This window comes from Desulfoluna sp. HI9BLuna (genome assembly GCF_056829775.1).
Window position 1 is genome coordinate 2,945,078 of record NZ_CP186555.1, and the last position, 19,351, is coordinate 2,964,428.

Annotated in this window: 16 protein-coding genes; 6 read left to right on the top strand and 10 right to left on the bottom strand. The window is 60.9% G+C overall.

The window, feature by feature from the left end; translation table 11 throughout:
* Nucleotides 1–100 precede the first annotated feature (100 nt).
* The 4 genes from ACOYW0_RS11960 to ACOYW0_RS11975 form a co-directional block, all read right to left on the bottom strand.
* Nucleotides 101–289, bottom strand: a complete 189-nt coding sequence (locus ACOYW0_RS11960; RefSeq protein WP_482418651.1) for a CcdB family protein — start codon at nt 287–289, stop codon at nt 101–103.
* Nucleotides 290–429: 140 nt separating this feature from the next.
* On the bottom strand, nt 430–2,091 hold the full coding sequence (locus ACOYW0_RS11965) for a methyl-accepting chemotaxis protein (protein WP_482418652.1): 1,662 nt from the start codon (nt 2,089–2,091) through the stop codon (nt 430–432).
* A 485-nt stretch (nt 2,092–2,576) separates the two neighbouring features.
* Nucleotides 2,577–3,578, bottom strand: coding sequence for a biotin--[acetyl-CoA-carboxylase] ligase (locus ACOYW0_RS11970; RefSeq protein ID WP_482418653.1), 1,002 nt, complete (start codon nt 3,576–3,578; stop codon nt 2,577–2,579).
* Between the two features lie 109 nt (nt 3,579–3,687).
* A complete protein-coding gene (locus ACOYW0_RS11975) occupies nt 3,688–3,867 on the bottom strand; it encodes a hypothetical protein (protein WP_180138406.1) in 180 nt (59 codons plus the stop codon).
* Nucleotides 3,868–4,074: 207 nt separating this feature from the next.
* On the opposite strand from ACOYW0_RS11975, the gene ACOYW0_RS11980 reads away from it, so the two are divergent.
* Nucleotides 4,075–4,671: a TetR family transcriptional regulator gene (locus tag ACOYW0_RS11980; protein WP_482418654.1), complete on the top strand. Its 597-nt coding sequence runs from the start codon at nt 4,075–4,077 to the stop codon at nt 4,669–4,671.
* 355 nt (nt 4,672–5,026) lie between these two features.
* On the top strand, nt 5,027–6,652 hold the full coding sequence (locus ACOYW0_RS11985) for an FAD-binding dehydrogenase (protein ID WP_482418655.1): 1,626 nt from the start codon (nt 5,027–5,029) through the stop codon (nt 6,650–6,652).
* Nucleotides 6,653–7,255: 603 nt separating this feature from the next.
* Here ACOYW0_RS11985 and ACOYW0_RS11990 read toward each other — a convergent pair.
* Complete coding sequence (locus tag ACOYW0_RS11990) at nt 7,256–8,974, bottom strand: SulP family inorganic anion transporter (RefSeq protein WP_482418656.1); 1,719 nt, start codon at nt 8,972–8,974, stop codon at nt 7,256–7,258.
* 523 nt (nt 8,975–9,497) lie between these two features.
* Here ACOYW0_RS11990 and ACOYW0_RS11995 point away from each other — a divergent pair.
* From ACOYW0_RS11995 to ACOYW0_RS12010, 4 genes are all read left to right on the top strand, one after another.
* Nucleotides 9,498–10,280, top strand: coding sequence for an acyl-[acyl-carrier-protein] thioesterase (locus ACOYW0_RS11995; protein ID WP_482418657.1), 783 nt, complete (start codon nt 9,498–9,500; stop codon nt 10,278–10,280).
* 220 nt (nt 10,281–10,500) lie between these two features.
* A complete protein-coding gene (locus ACOYW0_RS12000) occupies nt 10,501–12,135 on the top strand; it encodes a long-chain-fatty-acid--CoA ligase (RefSeq protein WP_482418658.1) in 1,635 nt (544 codons plus the stop codon).
* A gap of 11 nt (nt 12,136–12,146) precedes the next feature.
* Complete coding sequence (locus tag ACOYW0_RS12005) at nt 12,147–12,320, top strand: hypothetical protein (RefSeq protein ID WP_482418659.1); 174 nt, start codon at nt 12,147–12,149, stop codon at nt 12,318–12,320.
* 69 nt (nt 12,321–12,389) lie between these two features.
* Nucleotides 12,390–13,217, top strand: a complete 828-nt coding sequence (locus ACOYW0_RS12010) for a methylenetetrahydrofolate reductase (protein WP_482418660.1) — start codon at nt 12,390–12,392, stop codon at nt 13,215–13,217.
* 115 nt (nt 13,218–13,332) lie between these two features.
* Here ACOYW0_RS12010 and ACOYW0_RS12015 read toward each other — a convergent pair whose 3' ends face one another.
* The 5 genes from ACOYW0_RS12015 to ACOYW0_RS12035 form a co-directional block, all read right to left on the bottom strand.
* Nucleotides 13,333–13,512 carry a hypothetical protein gene (locus tag ACOYW0_RS12015; RefSeq protein WP_482418661.1) on the bottom strand — a complete coding sequence of 60 codons (180 nt, stop codon included), beginning with the start codon at nt 13,510–13,512 and terminating at the stop codon, nt 13,333–13,335.
* Between the two features lie 586 nt (nt 13,513–14,098).
* The gene (locus tag ACOYW0_RS12020) at nt 14,099–16,054 is read right to left on the bottom strand and encodes a biotin/lipoyl-containing protein (protein WP_482418662.1); all 1,956 of its coding nucleotides are present in this window, start codon (nt 16,052–16,054) and stop codon (nt 14,099–14,101) included.
* A 154-nt stretch (nt 16,055–16,208) separates the two neighbouring features.
* A complete protein-coding gene (locus tag ACOYW0_RS12025; protein ID WP_180138425.1) occupies nt 16,209–16,409 on the bottom strand; it encodes a hypothetical protein in 201 nt (66 codons plus the stop codon).
* 9 nt (nt 16,410–16,418) lie between these two features.
* On the bottom strand, nt 16,419–17,972 hold the full coding sequence (locus tag ACOYW0_RS12030) for an acyl-CoA carboxylase subunit beta (protein WP_482418663.1): 1,554 nt from the start codon (nt 17,970–17,972) through the stop codon (nt 16,419–16,421).
* Nucleotides 17,973–18,192: 220 nt separating this feature from the next.
* Nucleotides 18,193–19,320, bottom strand: coding sequence for a sodium ion-translocating decarboxylase subunit beta (locus tag ACOYW0_RS12035; RefSeq protein ID WP_180138428.1), 1,128 nt, complete (start codon nt 19,318–19,320; stop codon nt 18,193–18,195).
* Between the last annotated feature and the right edge of the window lie 31 nt (nt 19,321–19,351).

Below are 19,351 nucleotides of genomic sequence, written 5' to 3' on the forward strand. Positions count from 1 at the left end.
AACAGGCCTTGCTGATGACGTGGGCCGACCGAACGCTTTCGGCGATACTGCCGGGGGGAACCGATTTGATATCCAGAATTAGCAGTCCGGTGTAGGGGTGTCAAACGGGGATAAGCACGTGCCTTTCGTAACCGGTACATAGAAAATCCAGGGCACCGATGATGGCGGGGCAGTGTTCATGGAGGGTGCAAATGGCGTCGCCAAGCTCAGATGCCGGGATGGCGGAGAGCTGGGGCGTCAAAAGAACGTGGGGGGGGGGCAATGGACAGCACAGGGGGCAGCCTCTCAATGGGGGTGGTGATGAGGCGGGATTGCTTTGATATGGGAGTCACAACCCAGTCTAACCAAGGCAAAAAACCTCCGCAGGCAACGGTGCCCGGCGGAGGTTTTTTTAATGGTTGTTTCCAGGTTGGCGTGGGCTCTCTGTGATCAGACCTTGAACCGGCCCACCATGGAGGTGAGGTTTTCGCTCATGGACAGGATGCTGGAGACCCCTTCGTCGGATCGGGCACAGCTCTCGTTCATATCGCCGGAGGCGTGGCTGACGTCTTCGATGTCCTGGGCGATGGTGGAGGAGAGACCGGAGGTGGCCGCGACGTTTTCGTTGATCTCGGACAGGCCGCTGGAGATCTGGGTGACGTTGTCGGCAATGCCCTGGGTGGTCTGGGCCTGGGAGTCCACGGAGGAGGCGATTTCCGAGACAATGTCGCTGGTTTTGTCGATGACCCCGGAGATCCCTTCGATGTCCCCGATGGTGGCCTGGGTGGAGGTCTGGATGTTGACGATGGTGTCCCGGATGTCCCGGGTGGCATCGGCGGTCTGGCGGGCCAGGTCCTTGATTTCGGCGGCCACTACGGCAAACCCCTTGCCGTATTCACCGGCACGGGCCGCTTCGATGGTGGCGTTCAGGGCCAGGAGGTTGGTCTGCTCGGAGATGTCGGTGATGGCCTCGGTGACCTTGCCGATGGCTTCGGCCTGGTTGCCCAGCTCACCCACGCGCTCGGTGGCGTTGCGGGACTGGGTGACGGCTTCCATGGTGATTTCCCGGGCCCTTTCCGAGCTTTCGGCGATGGTGCGGATGGTGGCCGTCATCTCTTCGGTGGAGGCGGCCACGGCCGTGGTGCTGGTGGAGGCCTGCTCCATGGCGGCGGCCACAGAGTCCATGTTGCCCTTCATCTGGTCCGAGGCGGTGGAAACGGCTTCGGACTTGGACTTGACTCCGTGGGCCCCCTCTTTGAGGTTCCCGGAGAGGCGGGTGAGTTCTTCGGCGGAGTCGTTGAGGGAGGTGGCGTTGTCTGCGATGCGGGCAATCATGCTCTGGAGGTTCTCGATGAATTTGTTCATCCAGAAGGCGAGCTGGCCCACGTCGTCCTTGCTGTGGACGGTGAGGCGTTTGGTGAGGTCCCCTTCGCCCTGGGCGATGTCTTTGACCATCTCCACGGTGTCCGACAGGGGCCCGGTGATGAAGCGGCGGATGATGATGAGGTTAAAAAGGATGGTGGCCACCACCACCACGATGAACAGGGCCAGGTTCATCATTTGCTGGTGCCCTGCTTCCTGGCCCACGTCGTGGAGTCGGCTCTGGAGGGCTTCGGAGCGGGTTTTGGACAGGGTGGCCAGGGCCTCGGTGAGGACCTGGGTTTCATTGGCCAGAGCCTTGGATTCACGGGCTGCTTCTGTGTCCGTGCCTTCGAAGTCTTCGGCCACGCGGGTGTAGATGGTAAGGGCTTTGTCTGAGAAGGAGCGGATCTGTTGGGCCAGGGCCCGGGCCTCGGGTGCTGCTCCAGGGTCCAGCCCTGCAATGGCGTCCAGGTGGGAGATGACCTCGTCTGCTCGCTGCCCCGCAGCTTCCAGGAGTTCGGTGTCACCGGCCATGACGGCATCACCGTAGAGTTTGACCTGGGCCTTGAACTTGGCAAGGGTGGTCAAGGATTCCATGGCTGCAGGGAACATGGTGTCCGAGACTTGGTTCAGCTCCCCCCGCATGGAATAGCCGCCGATGAGCCCGACGCCCGTGGTAATGGCGTAACCCGCCATGAGGATCAACAGACTGCACCAGATTTTTTTCCCTGTGCTCAGCGATTGCCACATATGGTTTCCCCTCCACTGGTAAATTGTATGTCAGATACGTTTGTGTCCGTACGGTGTGTTTCGTTTGGTATCGGTGATCTCTTATTTAATATCGGTTCCTGTTCAACGTATATTTAACGGGTGTTTGTGTTTTGTGCCTGTTCTGTGATTACTCTTTATACTTATCTCGCCGTATTTGATTGACACTGTGTTTTTGGTTACTAACCAGCTGTACGGCGAGTATGATAGTCCGAAAATAAAGAATTATTCAGCTATGGTATTTCTAGTATTGATAAGACGGTAAAGGATATCGATGGTTTTTGTCAAAGAAAAACTATGTATACAAAGTTTTTGCGCAGGGAGGTGTCGGATATGGACTCGGGAGGCTCAAGAAAGGGTAAATAGATATTTCGAATATAGAACGACGGTTGCACAGAGCGAACGCTCGATAAGGTGGTCAACCTGTTTCACAGAGACGCCGGATGCATTTTTTCAGGCTGGTAAGTTCAGTGCCCGGAATGGTCGAGGTAGGTGACATCTCCGGAGAGAATCCGCAGGGCCTCACCGGCATCGGTGGTTACCAGCAGCACGCCGTCTGCGTCGATGTCCGTGACCCGGCCTTCGATCTCTTCACGCATCATGGAGACCCGGACCCGTCGTCCCACAATGTCGGAGAGTTCCTTCCAGCGGGTGAGAATGGACTCCGGGCCCTGGGTGGCCAGGGTGTGGTAGTGGGTTTCAAAGCTGGAGAGAATGGCCTGCAGGAGGGCGACCCGGGAAAAGGGGGCCGAGGATTCGGCCATGACCGAGGTGGCGATGTCCCGGATGTCCGGGGAAAACGCTTCGGCGGGGGTGTTGACGTTGAGGCCCAGGCCGGTGATGACGTAGTCCACGGCGTCGAGCTCCATGCTCATCTCCGTGAGGATCCCCGCGAGTTTTCTCCCCCCCACCAGAATATCGTTGGGCCACTTGATGCGGGTATCGATGCCGGTCTCGCGGATGAGGGCCTCGGCAACGGAGACGGCTGTCATCAGGGTGATGAGGGCGGCGCGTGACGGGTCCATGGCCGGGCGCAGCACAAGGGAGAAGAGGAGGCCTTCCCCGGGCCTGGCCAGCCAGGAGCGACCTTTCCGGCCGCGGCCCGCGCTCTGGGATTCGGCCACCACCAGGGTGCCTTCGGGGGCGCCGTCGCGGGCGAGCTCCCGGGCCCGGGTGTTGGTGGAGTCGGTGAGGTGGTGGTGGATAATGCCGGTTTTTCCCATGACCGAGGTGTCCAGCCCGAAGAGGACCTCTTCGGCCAGGAGAAGGTCGGGGGCTTCGGTGAGGAGGTATCCCTTGCCCGGCGCCGAGGAGATGGCGTAGCCGAGCCCCTTGATGGCGGAGATGTGTTTGGAGATGGCGGCGCGGCTGATGCCGAGTTCGCCGCTGAGTTCTTCTCCCGAGACCCAGTGGCCGGTGCGGCTGCGCAGGGTGGACAAAAGGTCCTGGCGTTTTCCAGACAAGGTCATGGTGGCTCCCATGGGGTGAAAGGATTTGGGCTCGGTCCCCGGAAACGCTTCGCCGGGCCCGTGGGGCCCCGGGAAGCGAAGGGGAAACCGGGTGGAGGTGATGCCGACGCTATTCCGGGCTGAGGAATTCGTTGAGCTTTTCGCACATCTCTTCCGGCCAGACCTCGGCGTGGAGGAAGAGTTCCACCTCTTCATCGGTGAGGCTTTTCCGGATGTTGGGGGGAAGGGCATCCAGGGCCATCTGACGCTCCGGATCCACGTTGTTCTTCTTGCTCTTCTTGTTGCCCATGGGGTGTGTTTCCTGTATTTCTATGTATTATTTACGAACCATTGGGGTGTCTGCGGCAGGGTTTTGGGATCGAAAAGAAAAGACACCGGTCTTGTTCTTGCTTCGGTCCTTCTCGTGCATGGTACCCGGCCTGCCGCACTCTCTTCGAGCTACTTATCACACAACCCCCGGAAAGGGCAACGTGATCCCCACGGGAAGGCCAAACCCATGAGCACCCAACAGGAGCGAAGTCTCAGGACACGGAAAAAACTGGTGGACGCCACCCTGTCGTGCCTCCAGGACTACGGTTACGCAGGGGCGAGCCTCTCCCGGATCCTGGATCGGGCCGGCGTCTCCCGCGGGGCCTGGAGCCACCATTATGAGACCAAGCGGGCCATGGTGGCCGACAGTGCCAAGGCCCTTTTGGCCATTGCCCTTGAAGAGGCCCGGGAGGTGGGGGGCCACCTGGCGTCCGAAGCCCCTGATCTGGAAACGATTCTGGAGGAGGTCTGGAACCGTTTTTATCAGGGACCGTACCGGGATGTCTGGGTGGAGTTCAATGTTGCCTGCCGCACCGACGACGATCTGCGGATTCGGCTGACACCTGTCATCGAAGACTTTTTCGACGAGCTGGACGCCATCTGGCGCTCACGGCTTCCCGATGCCGCCACCTATGCCATGGCCAAAGACCTTCTGGACCTCTCCCTTTATCTTTTGCGGGGCATGGCCATCCAATCCCTCTCCCTGGACCGTCCCGACCACTACCGCCATCTCAGGCAGGCCTGGGCTTCGATCATTCGACATACCGCTGCTTCCATACCTTGAACGGAACCATTCCGCTTGCCTCCGGCAGGACCGCCGGGGACCTGTGTTACCTGAGTTGTTCTCCCTGAAAATCCATTCCCTCTCCGGGAAACCGGTAACGCCACGGCACGCCCACGCTATGGGCCTGGCTGGAGATGATGTTTCTCGTTTGTGTTGTGGAACAATGTTTCTTGAAATGGTATAAGTTCTTTACTTTATTGGCTTGAGGTGTGACAATTCATAAACAGACTGTGTGGTCTGTTTTGGGTTGGCGCGGTGGCCGCCTGCTTTTAATTAGGGCTCACTTTGCCGATGGAGGAAATGCTGAGCATGTCTGGTGTGAATCCTGAATCAACCGATGGAACAAGGGGGAGAGATGGCGCACAGGCGGTTTGAAGCGGATGTGGTGATTGTGGGCGGGGGGCTGGCGGGCATGACCGCCGCCTTTGAGCTCCTCGGGCTGGGGGTAAAGGTCGTGATCCTGGACCGCGATGTGCCGGAGCGGTTCGGGGGCCTTGCCAAGGAGTCCTTTGGCGGGGTGATGATGGTGGATACGCCCCTGCAGCGAAAAAACGGAATTCGGGACTCCCCGGAACTGGCCCTGGCCGACTGGCTGAGCTGCGCCGATTTCGAAGAGGACGCCCACTGGCCCAGGAAATGGGCCGAGCTGTATGTGCACCGGTCCGCAGACATTATCCATGAGTTCCTCAAGGACCGGAAGGTCACCTTCCTTCCCGTGGTCAACTGGCCGGAGCGGGGGCTTTTCAAACCCGGGAATTCAGTGCCCCGCTGGCACATCGCCTGGGGCACGGGGTTCGGGATCATTGAGGCCATGGAAGCCGGGTTGAGCGGCCACCCTCACCGGAGGAACCTGGAGGTGCATTTCGGATGCAGGGTCGAGGCGCTCGACCTCAGGGCCGGGGCCGTCACCGGCGTGAGGGGGACTATGGAGGAGACCAGGGAGCCTTTTTCCGCCACGGGCGAGGCCGTGATCCTGGCTGCAGGGGGCATGTGCGGCGGTGACCTGTCCAAGGTGCGGGAGAACTGGTACGCCCCCTGGGGCGAGCCCCCGGACAAGCTCCTCAACGGCTCCCACCGCTACGCAGACGGCCTGATCCACGACGCGGCCGCAGCTGCCGGGGCCACCATCACCCACCTGGACAAGCAGTGGCACTACGCAGCCGGGGTGGACTACCCCGACGCGGATATGCCGGGCAAGGGACTCAGCCTGGTGCCGCCTCGGTCTGCCCTCTGGGTCAACGCCCTGGGGGAGCGCATCATGGATCCGGCCCCCCTCGTGGGGTACACCGACACCCGTTACCTGGTGGAGCAGATCTGCAGGCAGCCCGGAAAATACTCCTATCAGATCATGAACTGGAAAATCGCCGCCAAAGAGCTTGCCGTCTCCGGGAGCGAGCACATGAAAGCCTTTCGCAACAGAGACAAGGTGCGTCTTGTCAAAGAGCTCCTTTTGGGCAACACCGAGCTGGTGAAACGACTCCTGACCGAGTCCCGGGACTTCATCGCCGCAAGCTCCCTGGACGAGCTGGTGGACAGGATGAACGACATGGGCAACCCCCTGACCGTGGACCGTGACGCCCTCAAAACCGCGGTCAAAACCTACGACGCCCAGATCGACCGGGGCCCGGCCTTTTTCAACGACGACCAGCTCCGCCGCATCGCCAATTTCCGCACCTACCGGGGCGACCGCCTCCGGACCTGCAAGTTTCGAAAAATCGACGACCCCAAAGCCCGCCCCCTCATCGCCGTGCGCGAGTTCATCCTCAGCCGAAAAAGCCTGGGCGGCATCCAGACCGACCTCTTCTGCCGGGTCCTGAATAATGACGGAGACCCCATGGAGGGCCTCTACGCCGCCGGCGAAACCGCCGGCTTCGGCGGCGGAGGCATCCACGGCAAAGGCTCCCTCGAAGGCACCTTCCTCGGCTCCTGTATCCTCATGGGCCGCATCGCCGCCCACCATATCTGTGGCAAGGGATTGTAGGAGAAAAGCAGGCCTCCGGCGGCGAGGGTGGCGAAGCCACAATAGCGAAAACACCTCGAAAGCTGATTGCCCTTGCGCTTTTTCCTTCGTACCTCAGGAAAAAGCGCAAGGGCGTTCGCCGCGGGCTGCGCCCGCCATCAAGGCTGGTGGCTACGCAGGCATTTTCATAAGCTTCGCATGTCCATCAAATGTCGGGTTCACTCTTGACGCTGTCGGAAATGGAGCAGAACCATTGGAAGCACCCTGCTCCGTAGGGTGCATTCCATGCACCAGAACGAACGCATCGCGTATACCAAATTCATCCGTAAAATCGAGGGTATCACCTGGTAATGGGAGGGGATCACATGTCACCTGCGGGGTGGTGGCTGACGTTCTATACATACCAAAACAGGCCGTGGGAGATCCGAATGGATCATCCACGGCCTGTTTTGGTTAATCGACAACGAAGGCGAGCTAAACGCTCCGGCATCGTTCGCGGCAACGCCAGCGTCTGTTACGGGCGCAGCCCGTCAGCGAATGTGACAGCCCGAGGAACGAGGGGTGGAGCATTCGCGAACTTGGGTTCCAAGGGCTCAGCCCTTGGCCGCCGGAGGCGTGTACGTCTTACTGTCCTTCCACGGTCCCGATCTCCCGGCTGACGGTGGGGACAAAGGGGACGGGGCGGGGGATCTCTTCGAGGCCGAGGAACCGCCTTGCGCCGTTCAAGGCGTCGTCGATGTTGGTGTAGACGTTGTCCTCGCCGATTTTGTAGTAGAGGCCCGACTGTTCGAGGCAGATGAGGGGCTGGGCGTGGACGCCGGAGAGGATGAGCAGGGTTTTTTCCCGCTTGGCCTCGTCCACCATCTCTTCCAGGGCCCTTAAGGCGGTGGCGTCCATCATGAGGATGTGGCGGCATCGCAGGATGAGCACCTGGGGTTTTTCACGCACCACCCGCAGGGTGTCTTTGAATCGGTTGGCCGCCCCGAAGAAGAAGGGGCCGTTGATCTCGAAGATCTCCACGCGGCGGGGCACCTTGCGGCAGGCCAGGGCGTGGGGGTCGTTTTCAAAGTCGTCGGTGCGGCGTTTGATGCGGGTGAGGTTGGCCATGCGGTTCATGAAGAGCAGGGAGGCCATGACCACACCCACCTCAATGGCCACGGTGAGGTCCACGAAGACGGTGAGGCCGAAGGTCACCAGCATGACGGCGATGTCCGATGGCGGGCTCTTGAGGAGTTTGACGAAGAAGCGCCACTCGCTCATGTGGTAGGCCACCATCATGAGGATGGCCGACAGGGTGGCCATGGGGATGAGCACCGCCCATTTGCCGAAGAAGAGCAGGATGAGAAGCAGGGTCACGGCATGGACCATGCCTGCAACCGGTGTGGTGCCACCGCTTTTGATGTTGGTGGCGGTTCGCGCGATGGCTCCGGTGGCGGGGATGCCGCCGAAGAGGGGAACCACGAAGTTGGCAAGGCCCTGGGCCACCAGCTCCATGTTGGCGTTGTGGCGTTTGCCGATCATCCCGTCGGCCACCACGGCTGAAAGAAGGGACTCAATGGCGGCGAGCATGGCGATGGTAAAGGCCGGAGAGCTGAGCTGCTTGATCATCTCCCAGTTGACCTCGGGAATGGACGGGGAGGGCAGGCAGGAGGGCACGCTGCCGAAACGGCTCCCGATGGTCTCCACGTCGAGGCCGAGAAGGGCGGTGAGGACGGTGGTGGCGATGATGGCCACCACGGACCCGGGCACTTTTCGGGTGACCTTGGGCCAGAAGAGCAGGATGGCAAGGGTCACGGCCCCCACGGCCAGGGCCTGGAGGTTCAGGGTGTCCATGCCCGCTATATAGGCGCCGATCTTGCCGATGAAATCACCCGGGGTGTTTGCCAGGGTGAGCCCGAAAAAGTCCGGGATCTGCGTGGTGAAGATGATGAGGGCAATGCCGCTGGTAAAGCCCACGGTCATGGGGTAGGGGATAAACCGGATGGTGGCCCCCAGCTTGGAGAAACCCATGATGAGGAGCATGACCCCGGCCATCATGGTGGCCACGGCCAGGCCTTCGTAGCCGTACTGGGCCACGATGTCGAAGACCACGATGATAAAGGCCCCGGTGGGGCCGCCGATCTGGACCCGGCTTCCTCCGAAACAGGAGATGATAAAGCCGGCCACAACCGCCGTGAAGATTCCCTGTTCGGGCTTGACCCCCGAGGCAATGGCAAAGGCAATGGCCAGGGGCAGGGCCACAATACCTACGATGACACCGGCCATGACGTCACTGACGAGGATCTTTTTTGAGATCCCCTCCTTGAACGCACGCACCGATTCCGGAACAAAAAGCGAAAACATCTGACAACTCCTTGAGGAAGACAATCACCAGTTTTTTATGAGTCATGCGTATCGGTTGATTGGTCTGTCGGGTTGCCGGTGACGGCAAGGCGGCAATGGGGCGGCACGGGCAGCGACGGGGCGCTGCTTCGGTCGTGGCCAATCAAAGGATAACAACCTTTAGAATGGGGCTTGTTGCGGTTGATACGAAGGGAGGGCGCACCATGCCATGGCCCGGAATGGGGTGATATCTCCGGGTTGTTCAGCGGGATGCGGTCCGCTTGTTCTATCAAAAATACTTATGATAATTATGAATTTTAATAAGTATCCAACAAGACGACGCCGCTACGGTAACGCCATCACACAGTGATGTCAAGGAGGAATAAGGGGCATACTATTGTTGATTCTTCAGGCAGATGGGGTATGGTAAACGGCGGATGCGGGACGCCCGGAACGGACGGCGGGAAAGTGACGGTCCGGTTCGATTTCAATCCTGATGCGGCCCGCGAGCTGACCTTTAATCCTGGATCGAAACGTACACGCCATGACCGATATATTCTCACGAAAAATGAAGGTGAGGCTCTCCGAGGTGGACCCCCGGGCGCTGCTTAAGGTGCAGAGCCTCTTTGACTGGCTTCAGGACGGCGGTTGCGAGCATGCTTCCCAGCTGGGCATGAGCGCTGCAGAGCTTCTGGCCAAGAACCGTACCTGGGTGCTCCTGAAGTATCAGGTGCGGGTTTCGCGCTATCCTTTCTGGAACGAGGAGGTGACCCTCACCTCCTGGCGGTCGCCCTTGAACGACCTCTACGACTTAAGGGAGTTCCGGGTGGCGGATGCCTGGGGCGAAACCCTCATCACCGTGAACAGCGCCTGGGTGATCATGGATTACACCACCCGGAAACCCACACGGCTGAGCCGGTGTCTCTCTCCTGAGCAGTTGTCCGGTGGCGGGGCCATCCCCGACAGCTTTGAGCGGATCCTTCCGGTCAAGGAGCCTGCGCACACCACCGATTTCCGTGTGCGGATCTCAGACCTTGATTTCAACCGCCACGTGAACAACTCCATTTACATCGGCTGGGCCCTGGAGGCCCTTCCCGAATCTTTTCTCAGCCATCACCTTCCCACCCGGCTGGAGGTGCGCTTTATCCGGGAGATCTCCCGCGGCCGGGGCGTTGTTTCCGAAGCCCAGGTCGATGAAACCGACGATAACGCGTTTCTTCATCGCATCTCCGGCAAAAACGGCGAAGGGGAGCTCATGCGCATGCGGACCGTCTGGCAGCCCATGGAGGCCTTTGAGATGCCGGAGGCGCTTCAGTCCTTTTGTTAGCCGGGCGGGGCCGGCGCATCACAAGCCCGTTACCTCCGTCCAGGGGGAGTCGCTTTCCCATATCTCCTCTGCATGTGATGCCATGACTGTACCTGGTGGTTGACAGTCGCAATGTTCTCTGTCTATGATTAAGGCATTCCTTTTCATTGATTTTCGGCTTTTTCTCTCCCATCAGATTCCGTAACAGCAGCATGCACCCCCAGGCACAGGAGGATCATCCATGGTCTATCAGCCCGGCGAGCCGTATGACTACCCCCTTATTCTCAAGAAACTTCTGAATACGCCGCTTGTTTACTCACCGGAGCAGGAAATTGTCTATCGGGACCAGGTACGGTTCACGTACCGGGATTTTCGTCAGCGTATCGGCCGCCTGGGATCAGCCCTGGGGCAGCTGGGCGTCTCGACCGGAGACGTGGTGGCGGTGATGGATTACGACAGCCACCGGTTCCTCGAATGTTTTTTCGGCGTGCCCATGACCGGGGCCACGCTGCAGATGGTCAACTGGCGCCTCTCCCTGGAGCAGATGGTTTATACGGTGAACCATGCCCGTGCCCGGGTGCTTTTTGTGAACACCGATTTTCTGCCCCTGGTGGAGGCCATGCGCTCCCGCCTGGAGACGGTGGAGTCCGTGGTGCTGATGCAGGAGGGGGAGAGCCGCGTCAGCCCGTCATTTCCAGTTGCCGGTGATTATGAGGGGGTGCTTGGGGGCGGAGACCCGGCTTATGAGTTTCCCGACCTGGATGAACGTACCGTGGCCACCACCTTTTACACCACGGGCACCACAGGCAACCCCAAGGGGGTGTCGTTTACCCACCGTCAGCTGGTACTCCACACCCTGGCCGGTGCAGCGGCCCTGGGAGCCTTCGACTCGGTGGGGCGCTTTCGCTCCGGGGACGTGTACATGCCCTTGACGCCTATGTTCCATGTCCATGCCTGGGGCATGCCCTACCTGGCCACCCTGCTGGGGGTAAAGCAGGTGTACCCCGGCAAGTACGAGCCGCCCATGCTCCTGAAGCTCATCGTGGGCGAAAAGGTGACTTTCTCCCACTGCGTGCCCACCATTCTCCAGATGATTACCTCCAACCCGGCGGTGGCCTCCTTTGATCTGTCCCACTGGAAGGTGATCATCGGCGGGGCGAGGCTCCCCAGGGGGCTGGCCGAAGATGCATGGAAGATCGGAATCAAGGTGTATGCGGGGTTCGGCATGTCCGAGACCTGCCCCCTCATCAGCCTGGGCATGCCCGGGGCCGACTGGGAGAGCCTGGACCGCGACGCGCTCATGGAGACCGTGGTGAAAACCGGGCGCCCGGTTCCCCTTGCCGAGGTGGAGGTGGTGGACGAGGTGGGCCGGTTCCTCCCCCATGACGGGGTTTCCACCGGGGAGCTGGTTTTCCGGGCGCCCTGGCTGACACAGGGGTATGTGGCCGATGCGGAGCGAAGCACCGAGCTGTGGCGGGACGGGTGGCTCTACAGCGGGGACGTGGGCATCATCGATCCGGACGGCTACATTCAGATCACGGATCGCATGAAGGATGTCATCAAAAGTGGTGGTGAGTGGATCTCGTCTCTGGACCTGGAAAACATCCTGAGTCGCCACGAGGCCGTGCTGGAGTCGGCGGCCATCGGGGTGCCCCATGAAACGTGGGGAGAAAGGCCCATGATGATCGTGCACCTGAAGCCCGAGTACGTGGGAAGTGTGGGAGCTGAAGACCTGAAGTCCTATCTTCAGGGGGCGGCTGAAAAGGGGGACATCCCCCGATACGGGGTACCGGACGCCTTTGAGTTTGTAGACGATATCCCCAAGACCAGCGTGGGGAAACTGGACAAAAAAAGCATGCGCAGTGCCTTTCGATAAGGAGGTTTGCCATGGAACAGGATAAGTCGACACGTACGTCTCAATCGTTGAAGCAGGAGCCCCGGGGAGCCGGTCCGGGTTTTATCCGGGATCTGAGCGAGACCTGGGCGTTTTTAAAGGACATCACACGGGAGCCCTCCTGTGCGGAAGAACTCGGCTGGCCGGAGTGGCGGCGGTGGTTTTGAGCCGTCGGTTTTCGGTGACGCCTGCCGCCTGAGCAGGGCTCTTTCACAGGATCGAAACGGAGCCGACCCATGACACACAACAGGTTTGAGGTGGTGGTGGAGGTGGTGCCTCCGGCCGGGGCCGATGTGGAACCGTTACTTACGGCCCTTGAGGGGATCAATGACCTTTCCTTTACCGGGTTCAGCGTGGCCACCAATCCGGTGGCCAAGCCCCGCATGGATGCCCTCTCCCTGTGCCGAATTCTCCAGGACGAACTGAAACGGCCCGCCACCCTCCATGTCACCACCCGGGACCACAACCGGTTGAGCCTCCAGGGGATCCTCTGGGGGGCAAAGGCCCTGGGCATTACCACGGTGCTGGCCATGACCGGGGACTTTGTGCCCCTGGCCGAAAAGGGCATGACCAGTTCGGTTCGGGATATCTCCCTCACGGAGCTCATCGGCATGGCCAGGCAGGCCGGGTTAAAGGTCGGAGTGGTGATGAACCCCTTCACCGACGAGCTGCGCCTGGGTATCGCGGTCAAGCGCTTGAAGGAGAAGGTTGCTGCCGGGGCTCAGTTCGTGGTGACCCAGCCTGTCTATACCCCGGGGGATGCCGACATCCTGGCAGGCGCCCTCACCCCCCTGGGGATTCCGGTCATGCTCGGAATCCTTCCCCTGCGCACGTTCCGCCATGCCGCCTTTCTTCACCACAAGGTCTCGGGCATTGAGGTGCCCGATGAGGTGAGGAGCGCCATGGCAACGGCCGGGAACCCCACGGCCGAGGGGATTCGCCTGGCCCGCGACCTGTTGGCCGCCGCCCGGAAATGCTATGACGGCGTGTGCATCATGCCGCCCTTCGATCATTTTGAGATTCTGCACGGGGTGTTGCCAAGGGAAGGGGAAGACGCAGGGTAAGGGCCCGGGTGCGTTTCACGTACAGAGAGTGGGGGAAGGCCTGGCAAAAGACGGAAAGACCGTTTTGTGCCGGGCCTTTTTTGTTTACGTGGGAACGCACCCGGGCCGGGTGGAATCAGTAGCCCCAGGGGATGGCCGGGAGCGTGGGGTTCTTGGTGGAGAAGATCCGCTCAAGTTGACGCTTGACCTTCTTGAGCGCCTTGCGATGGGTTCGCACGGTGCTTCGTTTTTTGAGGTCGGTGAGGTACTGCTTCAGCACCGACAGGTCGGTGTTGCCGATTTCAATGTCGTACATGGCGTGCCTCCTTTGTCTGTGGGTGAGCTTCCGTGCCGTGGTCAGGACGCTGTCATGCCCGGCGCGCCTTCCGGGCCTTTGGCTTCCGGATCTCAGGGCTGTGAAGATCTGGCCCAGGTAGGTTCTGGTTGAATGTCGGTCCCGGATGCGGCAAGCCGCAGCGTTGGGGCCATAAGCATTTGCTTTCGTTGGAAGGATAGAGTCAAAAGGCGTGCCAAGGGAGGCGCAAAAATGAAATATCTATTGATATCAGTTGGATAGAAAAAAGCCCGTGGGGCCGGCATGGCCATGGCGTGTGCACCCGGTGACGGGCATGTACGGCAAAAAGGCAAAAATGAATGGCGAATGTTCTGTGAGTTCAGGGTGTTGAATAGTGTAGCCGGTGAGAAATAAATCAGGGCCATGGGGCAGTGTGTGCTTGCGCACCGCCGAAGAATCGTAACGGTCATGAAAACCCATATACGGGTACACTTCGCGGAGTAAAGACGATTGAGACACCTGGGCAAAGAAAGAGGCGGGGTACAAACGTGAAAGCCCCCCTGGCGCCATGCGCCAGGGGGGCTTTCGTGTGTGCGGCGGGTAGTGCTTACTCGATAACGCAGAGGACATCGCCGGTGGAGACGGTGTCTCCTTCGCGGCAGGGGAGGTCCCCGACGGTGCCGGAGGCTGGAGCCGAGAGGACGTTTTCCATCTTCATGGCTTCCAGGACCACGACCACGTCGCCTTTTTCCACCTTGTCACCGGGCTTTTTCTCGTAGCGGAGAACCACACCGGGCATGGGGGCGGTGAGGGTGGCCCCTCCTCCTGCGGCAGGTGCTGCAGAGGGTTTGGGGGCGGCGGGCGCAGGGGCCGGTGCCGCAGGTTTGGGCGCGGGCGCAGGGGCCGGAGCCGCGGGCTGGGCCGGGGCGGGTGCCGGAGCAACCGGGGCCGGTGCGGCCGGGGCCGCGGGGGCAGCCACCGGGGCGTGGCTCAGGACGGTGGGGCCTCCCACCTCGTCCACGGCCACTTCAAAGTGGTCACCGCCCACAAAGACGTTGAAAGTCCTTGCATAGGGGCTCTGGTCCGGGGCGTTGGACTTCCGGGCAAGGGCGTCCATGTCCCCGTCGAGGATCTTTTCCGCGATGGCGGCGCGGTCCAGGGCCTCTTCCAGGGAGAGGAACTTGGCCCCTTCCGGAACGCGCTTCACCCCTTTCTGCCACTCCAGGTGGCGTTTGCCTTCCACGGGGAAGAGGGCCATGATCACCTCGTCCTCCAGGCCGTTGGCCAGGGGGTTGCGGCCTTCCTCACCCTTGAGGGCGGCGGGGAGAAGTTCCGGGGGAAATTCGGTGGTGGGGGCCTCGCCCCTGGGGTAGCCTTCCAGGACGGTTTTTACGATGGCCGGGTCAATGGCTGCGGTCGGGCGGCCGTTCATGCCGTAGCAGTGGTCCTTCACCGCTGTGGTGGCGATAGAGTAGCGGGCTTCCACGTTGTCGAAGACCACGTTGTTGATGGACTGGGTCACCACCATCTCATCCAGGGGGAACTTCAGGGCGATGTTGCCCAGGTCGTTTCGCACGGCAAGGATCTCGGCCACCACCTTGTCCATAAGATCGGATTTGTCGATCTCGGCCAGCTGGTTCACGGCCACGCGCAGGGTGGTCACCGGGATGCGGTATTTCAGGGCCAGGCTGCGCAGGTGGAGGTTGGAACGCTTCATCAGGGTGCTCAGGTGCCGGGGGCGGATCTCCTCTTCAAAGAGGGCGGCGGCTTCGCACAGGGGTTCCAGGGCGCCTTCACGGGCCATGTTGAGCGAGTTGATGAGGCCTTCGGAGGGGATGGTGACCCCGCCGTCGGCAAAGGGGGAGAGGGCGGCTTCCACAACGGCTGCCCCGGCCTCAAAGGCGGCGTGGGCCGCGGCCGTGCCGCACATGGCGGTGTTGGCGATGGAGAGGTGCACGGGGATGGAGACCGCTTCGTTGACACGGCTCACAAGTTTTCTGGTGCTGTCCGGGCAGAGGAAACCTTCGGTGTCCATGAGGCAGACGGCATCGGCGCCGAGCGCCTGGATGCGGACGGCGATCTGGGCGATCTCGTCAAAGGGGGTGCGCTTTCCCGAGGTGGGGATGAGGATGGCGGCAACGGCCGTTGCTCCCAGCTCCTTAACGGTTTCCAGGGGTGCGGAGAGGTTCCTCAGGTCGTTCACCGGATCGAAGATGCGGAAAATGGAGACGCCGGCTTCAAAGGCGCTGCCCAGGAAGGCCTTCATCAGGTCCAGGGGGGCGGCGGATCGCCCGGCCATGTGAAGGGCGGAAAGGGTCATGGCAACGGGGGTGTCGTCCATGGCCCGTTTGATGGCCCGGATGCGACCGAAGGGGTTCTCGTTGAGTTCGGCCAGGGTGTGCTTGAAGGAGAACCCCCGGGTTGCCTCCACGGCGTAGAGACCGGCTCGGTTGAGAAAGGGGGCGATGCGTTCCATCTCAGACGTGCGCATGAGGCCGGAGAGGAGGCTCTCCTGTCCGGCGGTGAACGAGGTGTCGTATATTCGAATGGTTGATTGGCTCATATTTATCGTTGTGCTCCTGTGGTTCCTCCTGCGCCATGACGTGTGGGTCTTCCGGCGCTAGGGTTCGCGAAGGGTCCGGCCTTATATCACTGGCGGACGGGGCCCGCGTGACGAGTGGGTGTTGGGTTCTGCCTCACGGTGACGGGGCCACCGGTTACCTGCGCCCCAGGGAACGCAGCTGCATGAGGTTTCTCAGCTCCATGCTCTGGCTGCGCCCGGAAAGGCCCCAGGCATTGGACCGCTCAGCCACGACGGGCTCGGTCTCCTCTGCCTGTTCGGTGGCCAAGAGGGTGAGGACAGCGCTGATGGCCGCTTTTTTCCTGAGTTCGAGTTGCTTTCGTGCGTGGGTCTCCATGACAGCTCCTTAAAGGGGGATGTTGCCGTGTTTTTTGGGCGGCCGCATCTCACGTTTGGTGGAGCAGATCTCCAGGGCCTCCATGAGCCGTACCCGGCTCTCCGAGGGGACGATGACCGAGTCCACATAGCCCCGCTGGGCTGCCACGTACGGGTTTGAAAAGAGCTCCTGATACTCTTCCACCTTCTCCCGGCGCTTTTCGTCGGGGTCCAGGGCATCCTTGATCTCCCGGCGGTGGATGATGTTGGCCGCGCCTTCGGCACCCATGACCGCGATCTCTGCCGAGGGCCAGGCAAAGGCGAAGTCTGTGCCCAGGTGCTTGGAGCTCATGGCAATGTAGGCGCCCCCGTAGTCTTTCCGGGTGATGAGCAGGAGCTTGGGCACGGTGGCTTCGGCGTAGCTCCAGAGCATCTTGGCGCCGTGGCGGATGATGCCTCCCCACTCCTGCTGGGTGCCTGGGAGAAACCCGGGAACGTCGGCAATGGTGAGGATGGGAATGTTGAAGGCATCGCAGAACCGGATAAACCGGGCCGCTTTGTCCGATGCGTTGATATCCAGGCAGCCGGCCAGAACGTTGGGCTGGCTGGCGATGATGCCGATGCTTCGTCCCCCTAAGCGCGCAAAGCAGGTGATGATGTTGGGGGCGTAGGTCATGTGGGGCTCGAAGATGGAGCCGTCGTCCACGAGGTGGCGGATCACCGCGCGCATGTCGTAGGGCGCCGAGGGCGAATCCGGGATGATGGTGTCCAGCTCGGGAATGTAGCGGCGCCCGGAGTCCTCGCCCTTGATCAGGGGGGGATCCTCCATGTTGTTGGACGGCAGGTAGGAGAGGAGCTTTCGGATGTCGCTGATGGCTTCGGTTTCGTCTTCGCAGGCAAAGTGACACACACCGCTCTTGGTGGCGTGGGTGTCGGCGCCGCCCAGGGTCTCGAAGTCCACGTCTTCCCCGGTGACCGACTTGATCACTTCGGGGCCGGTGATGAACATGTGGCTGGTCTTTTTCACCATGAAGATGAAGTCGGTCATGGCAGGCGAGTAGACGGCGCCGCCCGCCGAAGGTCCCATGATGGCGGAGATCTGGGGGATGACGCCTGAGGCGGCGGAGTTTCGGAAGAAGATCTCCCCGAAACCGGCCAGGGCGTCGATGCCCTCCTGGATGCGGGCACCGCCCGAGTCGTTGATGCCCACGATGGGCACCCCGGACTTCATGGCCATGTCCATGACCTTGCAGATCTTCCGTGCCTGGACTTCCCCTAAGCTTCCCGCCCGGGAGGTGAAGTCCTGGGCATAGGCGTAGACCGGGCGACCGTCCACCAGGCCGTAGCCGCAGACCACGCCGTCGCTGGCGATGGACACTTCCTCCATGCCGTAGTTGGTGCAGCGGTGGGTGGCGAACATGTCCACCTCCCGGAAGGTGTTCCGGTCGAAAAAGAGGTCCAACCGTTCTCGGGCTGTGAATTTGCCCTTGGCTTTGTGGGCTTCCACCGCTTTTTTGCCCCCCATCTGCATGATGAGGTGCTTTCGTTGTTTCAGATCGAGGATTTTATCGCTGACTTTTTTCATAATAGAACGTCTTTTCGCTCCTTGCGGTAGGCCTTCGGCGGGCCGCTTGTGTCAATACAAAGCTCCCTGTAAACTGGTTTACTTGCTCAACTGGGCCGAAAGCCGTGGTTAGCCAACAGAAGGCAGGCCGGCTTGCGCCGCCTGCAAAAACCTGTGTGTCAAACCCTGTTAGAGATGGGGGAAAAGCTTAGCCCCCGGCGGGATCGCCGGGGGCTTTTTTTTAACTGAGAAAACTCCAGAGAACCCCTGCGCCGATGGCAGAGCCGATAACCCCGGAGATGTTGGGGGCCATGGCGTGCATGAGGAGAAAGTTCGTGGGGTCCTCCTGCTGGGCCACGGTGTGGACCACCCGGGCTGAGTCAGGCACAGCCGAGACGCCGGCAGCGCCGATGAGGGGGTTGATCTTCTCTTTGAGGAAGAGGTTCATGCCCTTGGCAAAGAGCAGGCCGCAGGCCGTGGCAACGCCAAAGGAGAGGGCCCCCAGAACAAAGATACCGATGGACTCTTTGGTGAGGAAGATGTCCCCCTGGGTGCTCGCGCCCACGGTGATACCCAACAGGATGGTCACCGTGTCGATGACGGTGTTGCGTGCGGCTTCGGCCAGGCGCTCGGTGACCGTGGCTTCCTTCAGGAGGTTCCCGAGGAAGAGCATGCCCAGAAGGGGCAGGGCGGCCGGGGCCAGCAGGCAGCTTAAGATCAGCCCGACAATGGGAAAGATGATGCGCTCTTTTTTGGAGACCTTTCGGGGCTCCCGCATCTTCACGAGGCGTTCCTTCTTGGTGGTGAGGAGCTTCATGATGGGGGGCTGGATCACCGGGACCAGGGCCATGTAGGAGTAGGCCGCGATGGCAATGGGGCCGATGAGCTTGGGCGCCAGCTTGGAGGTGAGGAAGATGGCCGTGGGGCCGTCCGCACCGCCGATGATGCCGATGGAAGCGGCCTCACCGGGACCGAATCCGAGCATGAGGGCTCCCAGGAAGGTGATGAAGATACCCGCCTGGGCCGCGGCTCCCAGCAGCATGAGGGAGGGCCGGGCCAGCATGGTGGAAAAGTCGGTCATGGCGCCGATGCCCATGAAGATCAGGGGCGGGTAGATGCCCTTGGTCACCCCGTAGTAGAGGTAGCTGAGGACACTGCCCTCTTCGTAGATACTGAGCCCCATGCCGTGGATGACGGGGATGTTGCCCATGAGGATCCCGAAACCGATGGGCACCAGGAGCAGGGGCTCGTAGTGCTTGGCGATGCCGAGGTAAATAAAGAGGGAGCCCACGCAGAGCATGATGATCTGGCGGTAGTCCACCAGGGCGAACCCGGTGTTGTTTAAAAACTGTAAAAACAGATCTTCCATAAGTTGTCTATGTCTTCATGAGGCGGCGGAT

Excerpts from the sequence above, each read along its gene's own strand:
- ACOYW0_RS11980 (WP_482418654.1), top strand. The coding sequence starts at position 4,075 with ATGAGCACCCAACAGGAGCGAAGTCTCAGGACACGGAAAAAACTGGTG.
- ACOYW0_RS12035 (WP_180138428.1), bottom strand. The coding sequence starts at position 19,320 with ATGGAAGATCTGTTTTTACAGTTTTTAAACAACACCGGGTTCGCCCTG.
- ACOYW0_RS11970 (WP_482418653.1), bottom strand. The coding sequence starts at position 3,578 with ATGACCTTGTCTGGAAAACGCCAGGACCTTTTGTCCACCCTGCGCAGC.
- ACOYW0_RS12030 (WP_482418663.1), bottom strand. The coding sequence starts at position 17,972 with ATGAAAAAAGTCAGCGATAAAATCCTCGATCTGAAACAACGAAAGCAC.
- ACOYW0_RS11995 (WP_482418657.1), top strand. The coding sequence starts at position 9,498 with ATGACCGATATATTCTCACGAAAAATGAAGGTGAGGCTCTCCGAGGTG.
- ACOYW0_RS12020 (WP_482418662.1), bottom strand. The coding sequence starts at position 16,054 with ATGAGCCAATCAACCATTCGAATATACGACACCTCGTTCACCGCCGGA.
- ACOYW0_RS11965 (WP_482418652.1), bottom strand. The coding sequence starts at position 2,091 with ATGTGGCAATCGCTGAGCACAGGGAAAAAAATCTGGTGCAGTCTGTTG.
- ACOYW0_RS12000 (WP_482418658.1), top strand. The coding sequence starts at position 10,501 with ATGGTCTATCAGCCCGGCGAGCCGTATGACTACCCCCTTATTCTCAAG.
- ACOYW0_RS11975 (WP_180138406.1), bottom strand. The coding sequence starts at position 3,867 with ATGGGCAACAAGAAGAGCAAGAAGAACAACGTGGATCCGGAGCGTCAG.
- ACOYW0_RS12015 (WP_482418661.1), bottom strand. The coding sequence starts at position 13,512 with ATGTACGACATTGAAATCGGCAACACCGACCTGTCGGTGCTGAAGCAG.
- ACOYW0_RS12005 (WP_482418659.1), top strand. The coding sequence starts at position 12,147 with ATGGAACAGGATAAGTCGACACGTACGTCTCAATCGTTGAAGCAGGAG.
- ACOYW0_RS11985 (WP_482418655.1), top strand. The coding sequence starts at position 5,027 with ATGGCGCACAGGCGGTTTGAAGCGGATGTGGTGATTGTGGGCGGGGGG.
- ACOYW0_RS11990 (WP_482418656.1), bottom strand. The coding sequence starts at position 8,974 with ATGTTTTCGCTTTTTGTTCCGGAATCGGTGCGTGCGTTCAAGGAGGGG.
- ACOYW0_RS12025 (WP_180138425.1), bottom strand. The coding sequence starts at position 16,409 with ATGGAGACCCACGCACGAAAGCAACTCGAACTCAGGAAAAAAGCGGCC.
- ACOYW0_RS12010 (WP_482418660.1), top strand. The coding sequence starts at position 12,390 with ATGACACACAACAGGTTTGAGGTGGTGGTGGAGGTGGTGCCTCCGGCC.